Annotated in this window: 8 protein-coding genes and 1 pseudogene; 8 read left to right on the forward strand and 1 reads right to left on the reverse strand. The window is 60.7% G+C overall.

Annotated features, from left to right (window positions below):
• Both CFA80_RS00720 and CFA80_RS00725 read left to right on the forward strand, forming a co-directional pair.
• A pseudogene (locus CFA80_RS00720) lies at positions 1 to 2380 on the forward strand (transketolase); the annotation flags it as partial.
• Positions 2381 to 2529: 149 nt separating this feature from the next.
• Positions 2530 to 4659, forward strand: a complete 2130-nt coding sequence (locus CFA80_RS00725; protein ID WP_088518461.1) for a sodium-translocating pyrophosphatase — start codon at positions 2530 to 2532, stop codon at positions 4657 to 4659.
• A 51-nt stretch (positions 4660 to 4710) separates the two neighbouring features.
• On the opposite strand, the gene bamE is transcribed toward CFA80_RS00725, so the two are convergent.
• Entirely contained in the window at positions 4711 to 5166 is a 456-nt protein-coding gene (gene bamE, locus CFA80_RS00730; protein ID WP_088518462.1) for an outer membrane protein assembly factor BamE, read from the reverse strand.
• A 126-nt stretch (positions 5167 to 5292) separates the two neighbouring features.
• On the opposite strand from bamE, the gene CFA80_RS01160 reads away from it, so the two are divergent.
• The 6 genes from CFA80_RS01160 to CFA80_RS00760 all read left to right on the forward strand — a co-directional run.
• The gene (locus CFA80_RS01160) at positions 5293 to 6381 is read left to right on the forward strand and encodes a YceD family protein (RefSeq protein ID WP_088518463.1); all 1089 of its coding nucleotides are present in this window, start codon (positions 5293 to 5295) and stop codon (positions 6379 to 6381) included.
• Between the two features lie 262 nt (positions 6382 to 6643).
• Complete coding sequence (plsX, locus tag CFA80_RS00740; protein ID WP_088518464.1) at positions 6644 to 7711, forward strand: phosphate acyltransferase PlsX; 1068 nt, start codon at positions 6644 to 6646, stop codon at positions 7709 to 7711.
• Positions 7708 to 8685 carry a beta-ketoacyl-ACP synthase III gene (locus CFA80_RS00745; protein WP_088518465.1) on the forward strand — a complete coding sequence of 326 codons (978 nt, stop codon included), beginning with the start codon at positions 7708 to 7710 and terminating at the stop codon, positions 8683 to 8685. Before plsX ends, CFA80_RS00745 begins: the two co-directional genes overlap by 4 nt.
• 142 nt (positions 8686 to 8827) lie before the next feature.
• Positions 8828 to 9148 (forward strand): integration host factor subunit alpha, encoded by a 321-nt coding sequence (locus CFA80_RS00750; protein ID WP_088518466.1) that lies wholly within the window; start codon positions 8828 to 8830, stop codon positions 9146 to 9148.
• A gap of 8 nt (positions 9149 to 9156) precedes the next feature.
• Positions 9157 to 9693, forward strand: coding sequence for a MerR family transcriptional regulator (locus tag CFA80_RS00755; protein ID WP_088518467.1), 537 nt, complete (start codon positions 9157 to 9159; stop codon positions 9691 to 9693).
• A 279-nt stretch (positions 9694 to 9972) separates the two neighbouring features.
• The coding region (locus tag CFA80_RS00760) for an LLM class flavin-dependent oxidoreductase (RefSeq protein WP_143549659.1) at positions 9973 to 10279 on the forward strand (307 nt) is incomplete at its 3' end.

Consider the following 10279-nt stretch of genomic DNA (forward strand, 5'->3'; position numbering starts at 1 on the left):
GGATCTCTCCATACTCGCCGAGCTTGAGCGCAAAGTGCTGTGGCTCGCGACCTGGACAATCCACCACGCCAATCATCTTCATGACAACGCCGATGGGCTGAAAGTCGGTGGTCACCAGGCGTCGTCGGCGTCGCTCGCGACGATTATGACGGCGCTTTATTTCCACACTTTGCGGCCGCAGGATCGCGTCGCGGTCAAACCGCATGCCTCGCCGAATTTTCACGCGATCCAATATCTGCTCGGCCGCCAGACACGCGAGAAGCTCGAGAACTTCCGGGGCTATAAAGGCGCGCAGTCTTATCCGTCGCGCACCAAAGATACCGACGACGTCGATTTTTCGACTGGCTCCGTCGGTCTTGGCGTTGCACAAACTCTGTTTTCGTCGCTGGCGCAGGATTATGTGCGCGCCCACGGCTGGGGCCTCGAGCGGCCTGAAGGCCACATGATCGCCCTTTTGGGCGATGCCGAGCTCGACGAGGGCAATATTTTCGAAGCCATGCTCGAGGGCTGGAAGCAGGGCCTGCGCAATTGCTAGTGGATCGTCGATTACAACAGGCAGAGCCTTGACGCTGTGGTCCGGGAGGGTTTGTGGGAGCGCTACCAAAACCTGTTCCGCAATTTCGGCTGGGACGTGGTGCTCCTAAAGTACGGGACGCTCCAGCAAGCGGCGTTTGCCGAGCCCGGCGGCGAAGTATTGCGGCGCTGGATCGATAGTTGCCCGAACCAGCTCTATTCGGCTCTGGTCTTTCAAGGCGGCGCGGCATGGCGCAAGCGGCTTAATGACGAGATCGGCGATCAGGGACAGGTAACCGCATTGCTCGAACGCCGCAGCGACGAAGAGCTGGCGCGGCTGATGAACAATCTCGGCGGCCATGATCTGGGCTCGATCATTGCCGCTTTCGATGCGGTCGATCACGACCGGCCGGTTTGCTTCATCGCCTACACGATCAAAGGCTATGGCCTGCCGTTCGCCGGGCACAAGGATAACCACGCCGGCCTGATGACGCTTGCACAAATGGAGATGTTTCGAAAGTCGATGAATATACGGCCCGGCGAGGAATGGTCGCGCTTCGAAGGGATCGAGCATTCCGCGGCAGAGATTCAGGCCTTTCTTGATCGTGTACCGTTTGCAAGCGGCGGCAACCGCAGTCTGCAAGCCGGGCGCATCGCCGTGCCGGACGATCTGCCGATAACCATCCAGCCGCAGACGTCTACTCAGCTCGGCTTCGGCGCCTTGCTCAATGAGCTTGGCCGCAGCGACACGCCACTCGCCGCGCGCATCGTTACCGCTTCTCCCGACGTTACGGTTTCGACGAGTTTGGGGCCATGGGTCAATCGCCGAGGTTTGTTTGCCCGCGAAGCTTTGGCGGACACATTTAAGAGCGAGCGCATCCCATCCACCTTCAATTGGGAATTCTCGCCGAAGGGCCAGCACATCGAGCTCGGCATTGCGGAGATGAATCTGTTTTGCGCGCTCTCCGCGCTCGGCCTTTCGCACGCTATCAATGGCGAACGGCTATTGCCCATCGGCACCTTGTACGATCCGTTCATCGCCCGCGGCCTCGATGCACTGAACTATGCCTGCTACCAGGACGCGCGTTTCATCTTGGTCGCGACGCCTTCGGGGATAACCCTGGCGCCGGAGGGCGGGGCCCATCAATCGATCGCGGAGCCGTTGATCGGGATAGCGCAGGATGGCCTTGCCGCCTTTGAGCCAGCCTTCGTCGATGAACTCGCCGTTATTTTCGCCTTCGCCTTAGATTACATGCAGCGCGAAGGCGGCGGCGAAGCCTCGGAACGCAACTGGCTCCGGGACGAAACCGGCGGTTCTGTCTATCTGCGGTTGTCGACCCGGCCAGTTGAGCAGATCAAGCGAGAGATGACGCCGATGTTGCGGCAGGCGATCGTCGATGGCGCCTATTGGCTGCGTCCGCCGGGGCCGAACTGCCAACTCGTGGTGGCCTATACCGGCGCGGTCGCGCCCGAAGCGATCCAGGCCGTTGGCCTGATGGCGGAGGATCGCCGCGACATCGGCTTACTGGCCATAACGTCGGCCGACCGCCTTAATGCCGGCTGGACCGCGGCGTGCCGGGCCCGCGAGCGCGGGCTCGTTCATGCGCGTTCGCATATCGAGCGGTTATTTGCCGGCCTGCAACAGCATTGCGGCATGGTCACAGTGCTCGACGGGCATCCGGCGACACTGGCATGGCTTGGTGCGGTCAATGGTCACCGCGTCCGTCCGCTCGGTGTGGAGCATTTCGGGCAGACCGGCTTGATCGGCGAGCTCTATCGGCACTATGGAATCGACGCCAATGCCATCATTGCCGCGGCGCAGATGATCGCGCCGGGACGTCCGATCCGCTATCTCGGTGCTGCATAAATCGAGGCAAGCGGGCAGACCGCCGCCGTTGCGCGGCGGGGGTAAGTTTGGCAATGTCCGCGCCGATTTGCGCCGTCCGCATACCCATTGTATGCGAGGCGCCTTCCTTGCCGGCTTGACGCCGGCCCTTCCAATACCGGGGGCCTAGCATGGCGACGACTTTGTGGCTCATTGTTCTGTGCGGCGTGCTGGCGATTGTGTACGCTATTTGGGCCACGCGCTCGGTGCTGCAGGCAGACGCCGGAAGCGCCCGGATGCAGGAAATATCTGCGGCGGTGCGCGAAGGCGCGCAGGCCTATCTCAAGCGCCAATATTCGACCATCGCGCTGGTCGGCGTCGTGATCTTCCTCATCGTCGGCTACTTTCTCGGCTGGCTCGTTGCCGTTGGCTTTGCGGTGGGCGCCGTTCTGTCTGGTTCGGCCGGTTTTATCGGCATGAACGTCTCGGTGCGCGCCAACGTGCGCACCGCGCAAGCCGCGATTGGGTCGCTGGCCGGGGGGCTTGAAATTGCCTTTCGCGCCGGCGCGATTACCGGACTTCTGGTGGCTGGGCTCGCCCTTCTCGGCGTCACGCTTTATTTCGGCTTTCTCACCGGCACGTTGCACATGGCAGTGAATGACCGCGAGGTGATCGACTCGCTTGTTGCGCTAGGCTTCGGTGCATCGCTGATCTCGATCTTTGCCCGCCTCGGCGGCGGCATTTTCACCAAGGGTGCGGATGTCGGCGGCGATCTCGTCGGCAAAGTCGAGGCTGGTATTCCTGAGGACGATCCACGCAACCCGGCAACGATCGCCGACAATGTCGGCGATAATGTCGGCGACTGCGCGGGCATGGCAGCCGACCTTTTCGAGACCTATGTCGTGACCACCGTCGCAACGATGGTTCTTGCCGCGATCTTCTTCAGCCGCGGTGGCGGCGATATTCTGATGCGCATGATGTCATTCCCGCTCGCCATCGGTGGCGTTTGCATTATCGCGTCGATCATCGGCACCTTCTTCGTCAAGCTCGGCGCGAGCCAATCGATCATGGGCGCGCTGTACAAGGGCATGATCGCAACCGCGGTTTTTGCGCTGATCGGCATTGCCGGGGTCACCTACTGGCTTATCGGTTTCGGTCCGCTGCCTGGCACCAATTACTCCGGCCAAACACTGTTCGTCTGCGGCATCGTGGGCCTTGCCGTGACGGGACTCATCATCTGGATCACTGAGTATTATACCGGCACCAATTTCCGTCCCGTGCGATCGATCGCGCTGGCTTCCGTCACCGGCCACGGCACTAACGTCATTCAGGGTCTCGCAGTCTCGCTCGAAGCTACCGCGCTCCCGGCCCTGGTCATTATCGCCGGAATCTTGACCAGTTATAACCTCGCTGGCTTGTTCGGCATCGCCATTGCCGTGACTACCATGCTGGCGCTTGCCGGCATCGTGGTCGCGCTCGATGCCTTCGGCCCAGTAACCGACAATGCCGGCGGCATTGCCGAAATGGCGGGATTGCCGAAAGAAGTGCGCAAATCGACTGACGCGCTGGACGCAGTCGGCAACACGACCAAGGCGGTGACCAAAGGTTATGCGATCGGCTCTGCCGGACTCGGCGCCCTGGTGTTATTCGCGGCCTACAACGAAGACCTGAAATTCTTCATCGCCGACGCGGCGTCGCATCCGTATTTCAAGGGCGTGGCGCCGGATTTCTCGCTGAACAATCCTTACGTGGTCGCCGGGCTATTGTTCGGCGGTATGCTGCCCTATCTGTTCGGCGCGATGGGCATGACAGCCGTCGGACGGGCCGCCTCGTCGATCGTCGAGGAGGTTCGGCGCCAGTTCCGCGAGCGGCCGGGCATTATGCAGGGCAGGGACAAGCCCGATTACGGGCGCGCCGTCGATATGCTGACCCGGGCTGCGATCAAGGAAATGATCATCCCGTCGCTGTTGCCGGTTTTGTCGCCGATCGTCGGCTATTTTGTAATCTACTTTGTCGCCGGCGGCGGCGCGCAGGGCAAGTCGGCAGCCTTCTCGGCGCTTGGCGGGATGTTGCTCGGCGTCATCGTGACCGGTCTGTTCGTTGCAATATCGATGACATCCGGCGGCGGCGCGTGGGACAATGCGAAAAAATATATCGAAGACGGTCATTACGGGGGCAAGGGGTCCGACGCCCACAAGGCGGCGGTGACCGGGGATACCGTCGGCGATCCCTACAAGGATACAGCGGGACCGGCGGTCAATCCGATGATCAAGATCACCAACATAGTTGCACTATTGCTGCTTGCGGTGCTGGCACACTAATCCTCAGCCGAGGGTGGCCCGTCCCCGGGATGGCTATTCTGGCGGCCGGGATCAGCTGCCCTTGCCTTGGAGATTGTGGATGATGGTCGAGATCAAATTCAGATCATTGCCGCTTGTTGGCGTTGTGCGGCTGACAAAGTCGAAAATCTTGCCGTCCTTGTAGCCATATTCGGCAAGCCGCTGGACTTTTCTGTCCCGATCAAAGTACACCGCGATCACCCGCTGATCGGTTACTTTGGTTCGCATGAAGGAGATTGCGCGTTCGGCTTTTTGTGAAATGTAATAGAAAGCCTCGCCGCTGACGGTGGCTACCGTCGACGGGGTTCCGAGCACCAGCAGCACCTGTTCCTGGGATGCGCCGAGTGGAATCTGTTCAAGCGCTCCTTCGGGCAGCACGTAGCCACGCTGGAAGGTTTCGCCGGCACAGCTTGAAAGCGTCAGTGCAACGGCAATCAAGCAAGCCGCCGTCGCGCTTCGGCACCGGTCACGGCGTCGACTGCCCCGCATCCAACCCCAGCTCCATGTCCCAAACTTGCGTCCGGCTAGCGCGTGCCGTAACCCCAAAGCTCAAGCTTAGCAAACTACCGACGTTCGGCGACGCTCAAATCGGCCGCAACGATGCTCAGCAAGCCTATGATCCTCAAGCGTTTTCACCAAAACCCCGATGACCGCACCATCCGCGACCTCTATGGCGCGATCGTGGCGCAGGCCCGCTCTTTGGCATTTTACACTAGCTACGGTGTGCCCGACACCGTGCAAGGACGTTTCGACCTGATTGTCCTCCATCTCGTGCTGCTGCTGGCGCGCTTGGATCGTGAGGCGGCTTCCGCGCGCGGCATCGGGCAGAAGTTGTTCGACCTGTTCTGCCGGGATCTTGACGCGAATTTGCGTGAAATGGGCGTCGGTGACCTCGCTGTTCCAAAACGGATGCGGCAATTCGGCGAGGCGTTTTACGGAAGGCAGGCAGCCTATCTCGCCGCGCTCCGTTCGCCTGACGGGCGGGCGCTTGAGAAGGCCCTGGCACGCAATATCTTTAACGGGATGAATGGCGACGGACCGCGCCGACTGGCGCGCTATGCGCGCGGCCTGTTGCGCGAGTTTGAGGTCCACGACCGGAGCGCGTTATTGCGCGGGGCTGTTGCCTTTCCCAAACAGGAGGCCGTTGTCATGCCTGAGCCAAAATCGCGGGATTTTGCCGCGCCCTGGCGGGTTCCCGTCACCGTAGAGGAGGTCGCCGAAAGCGGTCAGCATTTCGACCTTATCGCCGATGCGCCGATCCGGGCTGCAGTGGCCAAAGTTGTGGGACTACGCGACCTGCCGCGGTTCGAAGCCAGTTTCGATGTCACGCGGCGCGGCTCCGGCGGACTGCATATTACCGGATCAATTTCGGCGACCGTTTGCCAGAATTGCGTGGTCACGCTCGAACCGCTGGCGAACGAGGTTGAAGAATCAATCGATCTCATATTCGAACCGCCGGAGCTCGCTCCTAAAACCGCCGCCCATCCCGAAGGCCAGCGACATGGCGTGGATTGGAACGATCCCGAACCGCTTATCGGAGGCGGTGTTGATTTGGGCGCGCTCGCGATAGAATTTCTTATTCTGGGACTCGATCCTTATCCGCGCAAACCCGGGGCAGTGTTCGAGACGCTACAGGACGTCAACCCTGATCAAGGCCCTTTCGCGGCGCTTGGCCGCTTGGCAAAGCGCCAGGAGGGCCACTGAAGGCCCGTTCTGCACGGGTGTTGTGTCCAGCGGTCGAACCGCTATTCTCCCGGCCGGGCGCTTTCCAATCAGGCCATCGAGGCCGTGGTGGACATTCGCGGGCACCGCGCCGCCGGCGCGAGAGCTGTGAACGTCAGAGGGCAAAGATCACTTCAAAATCATGGATTTCCGGCTGTCACTTTGAGTCCAAAATTCGCATGAATGGGGGTCACGACCACTTGCGAATTTCGGCACCGGCACAAGCGTGACCGCGCAGTCATTCATGGCAGACAAAATCCGTATTGCGCTGGATGCGATGGGAGGAGATCACGGTCCCGCCGTGGTCGTTGCCGGAGCGGACCTTGCACTGTCACGCTACCCGGATAGTGAATTCCTGTTCTTCGGTAACTCCTCGCTCATCGGGCCGCTGCTTGACGCCAGGGCGGGACTCAAATCGCGCTCGCGGCTCGTTCACACCGACGTTGCCGTTCGAATGGAAGACAAGCCGAGCCAGGCTTTACGTTACGGGCGCTGGAAATCGTCGATGTGGCTTGCCATCGATGCGGTGAAAAAAGGCGATGCCGACATGGTTGTCTCCGCCGGCAATACCGGCGCGCTGATGGCCATGTCCAAATTCGATCTCAAGACCCTGCCGGGTATCGAGCGGCCTGCGATAGCGGCGCTGTGGCCCACTCTGCGAGGCGAGTCGATCGTGCTCGATGTTGGAGCATCGATCGGCGCGGATGCCGATCATCTGGTCGACTTAGCGCTGATGGGCGCCGCCACCGCGCGAATCCTGTTCGGACTGCCGCGGCCTACAGTCGGGCTCCTGAATATCGGGGTGGAGGAGGCGAAAGGCTTGGAACAAGTGCGCGAAGCAGGCCGCATCCTGCGTGACGAGAACTTCGCGGAGCTCGACTACCAAGGCTTCGTCGAGGGCGACGATATCGGGCGCGGCAAGGTCGACGTGGTTGTAACGGAGGGGTTTGCCGGCAATATCGCCTTGAAAACGGCCGAGGGCACTGCCCGGCAGATCGGAGAATATCTAAAGGGCGCAATGAGCCGCTCGCTTAGCGCGCGCATCGGTTATTTGTTCGCGCGATCTGCGTTTCGGCAATTGCGCCAGCGCATGGATCCGCGCCGCGCCAACGGCGGGGTCTTTCTTGGTCTCAACGGTATCGTCATCAAGAGCCACGGTGGCACTGACGCCGAAGGCTTCGCCGCAGCGATCGAGCTTGGCTATGGCGTCGTGCGCGACGAGCTTTTGGCGAAAATCCGCGTTGCGCTCAGTCACCACACCAAACCTGGCCCTCACGCTATCGGCCAAATTGCTGGCGGAGCGGCTTCGTGACTGTGCTTCGTTCGGTTGTGCTCGGCTGCGGGAGCTATTTACCCACTCAGATCCTCACGAACGAGGACCTCGCCCGCAAGGTCGACACCTCGGATGAGTGGATCGTCCAGCGCACCGGCATCCACGAGCGCCGGATCGCGGCGCCGGACGAGCATACATCCCACATGGCGATACGTGCTGCGCAAGCGGCATTGACACACGCGCATGTCGACGCCCAATCGATCGATTTGATCGTGCTCGCGACATCGACGCCCGATAATACGTTTCCCGCAAGCGCCGTTTCGGTTCAGGCGGGGCTCGGCATTACTCACGGCGCCGCGTTTGACTTGCAGGCGGTGTGTTCCGGCTTTGTCTATGGCCTGGCGACCGCAGACTCGCTTCTCAAATCCGGCGGTTTCTCGCGGGCCTTGGTGATCGGCGCGGAGACTTTTTCGCGAATCCTCGACTGGACCGACCGCAATACGTGCGTGCTGTTCGGCGACGGCGCCGGCGCTGTGGTGCTCGACGCACAGCAACAGCCAGGAACACCTGAGGATCGGGGGGTACTCACGGTCCGGCTGCGCTCGGACGGCCGCTATAAATCGAAACTCTATGTGGACGGCGGCCCATCGGCGACCGGCACTGTGGGACATCTGCGTATGGAGGGCCGCGAGGTGTTTCGCCACGCTATCGCGATGATCACCGATGTGGTGGAGGACGCGTTCAAGACGACCGGTTACACCGCCGCGGACGTAGATTGGTTCATTCCGCATCAGGCGAACAAGCGAATCATCGACGGTTCGGCGCACAAGCTCGGCATCGCGCCAGGAAAGATCGTCACCACGGTCGATCGCCACGGTAACACTTCAGCGGCATCGATCCCGCTTGCACTCGCTGACGCAGTTGCCGACCGGCGCATCAAGCGGGGCGATCTGTTATTGTTCGAAGCGATGGGCGGCGGCTTCACCTGGGGTGCTGCACTGGTGCGCTGGTAGCTCCTGCCAGTATGGCGCTAAGGTACGGAAGCCCAAAAGAACTGCCCCGAAGCCCCGTTGACCGTGCCCCGACAAGCTAATATCGTTGATAATTCAGCACGATATGCTGATCGGGCAATTGCTCGATCCACGGTGCTCGGGGCTGGCGATGGCGGGAAAGACGGTCACACGTGCCGATTTGTGTGAGGCGGTCTATCAGAAAGTTGGACTGTCACGTACCGAATCTGCGACACTTGTCGAACTGGTGCTCAAAGAAATCACCGATTGTCTCGAACGCGGCGAAACCGTGAAGTTGTCGTCATTCGGCTCGTTTGTTGTGCGCAAAAAAGGCCAGCGCATCGGACGCAATCCCAAAACCGGCAAGGAAGTTCCTATTTCGCCGCGCCGCGTCATGGTGTTCAAGCCGTCGGCTATCCTCAAACAGCGCATTAATTCTGAAACGACTGGCGCGGAGGCGCAGTGAGCGCGACGATGGCGATTGTCGAAAAAGCGCCGGATGCGTTCCGCACTATCAGCGAAGTTGCCGACGAAATCGACGTGCCGCAGCACGTGTTGCGTTTTTGGGAAAGCCGTTTCTCGCAAATACGGCCGATGAAGCGCGGTGGCGGTCGCCGTTATTATCGGCCCGATGATGTCGATCTGCTGCGCGGCATCCGCCATCTGCTTTACGGCGAGGGTTACACCATTCGTGGCGTTCAGCGCATTTTACGGGAGCAGGGTGCCGCCTTCGTGCAGAATGTCTGGCGCGCCGGCGCCGAACCCGCACCGCCGTTACTTGAGGAGGACGCGGAAGATGCCGTACCGGGGTCGGGAGATGATCGCCCCGAGCCGAGCTTGTTTTCGTTTTCTGAGCGCGGCGACGACGACGTCGAGACCAGCAAGGTGGATCAGGCGGCGGGAGAAGCGGCGCGACTGGTCAGCGCAGAAAATCGGCGCAAGCTGGAAGTCGTTCTCGACGAACTGCTCGCTTGCCGCCAAATAATCGACAGCGCGCTTGGGCAGCATTGAACAAGATTGGGCTGCTTTTTAGCACCGTCGCGTCCGGCCAAAGAATGACGGCGGAGCCAGACGCGCCCCGACAGATTGCATTGTCGCTTGGTCAGTACAACGTACCGCAGTTTTGACCCTAGCGGCCCCAAAAGGCCCGAACCGAGCTAAACTCCGTCGTAGCGAGACACTTTTCTGATTGTCTCATACGGGCAGCCAAGAGACACTACCTGCAATGTGAGCCGCTTAAGATCGAAGCGTCGACTTCCAAAAGTTCGACGGCGTGCGTTGGGGACCTGCATGATTCGAAAATTCCACGTTTTGTACGTTGGCCAGATCGAACTTGAAAATATCGGTTTGAATGGCACCCCGGCAAATGAACGGCGCTATTCCGACGAACGCCTACGCGAGGCGTTTTTTACTGCCCGCGATGTTGCCCGGCTGATGGACGAACTCGGTTTCGATGTGTTGTGGACCGCCGAGCACCATTTTCAGCGTGAGGGCTACGAGGTCTTCCCGAATCTGATCCAGCTCGGCCTCTGGCTCGCCACTCAGACCAAGCGCCTGAAATTCGGTTGCGCCTTTAACGTGCTGCCGATGTGGCATC

Source organism: Rhodoplanes sp. JGI PP 4-B12 (assembly GCF_900188135.1).

Bases quoted from the DNA above. Each gene is read 5' to 3' on its own strand.
- bamE (WP_088518462.1), bottom strand. From the start codon at position 5,166: ATGCGGGGCAGTCGACGCCGTGACCGGTGCCGAAGCGCGACGGCGGCT.
- CFA80_RS00725 (WP_088518461.1), top strand. From the start codon at position 2,530: ATGGCGACGACTTTGTGGCTCATTGTTCTGTGCGGCGTGCTGGCGATT.
- plsX (WP_088518464.1), top strand. From the start codon at position 6,644: ATGGCAGACAAAATCCGTATTGCGCTGGATGCGATGGGAGGAGATCAC.
- CFA80_RS01160 (WP_088518463.1), top strand. From the start codon at position 5,293: ATGATCCTCAAGCGTTTTCACCAAAACCCCGATGACCGCACCATCCGC.
- CFA80_RS00755 (WP_088518467.1), top strand. From the start codon at position 9,157: ATGGCGATTGTCGAAAAAGCGCCGGATGCGTTCCGCACTATCAGCGAA.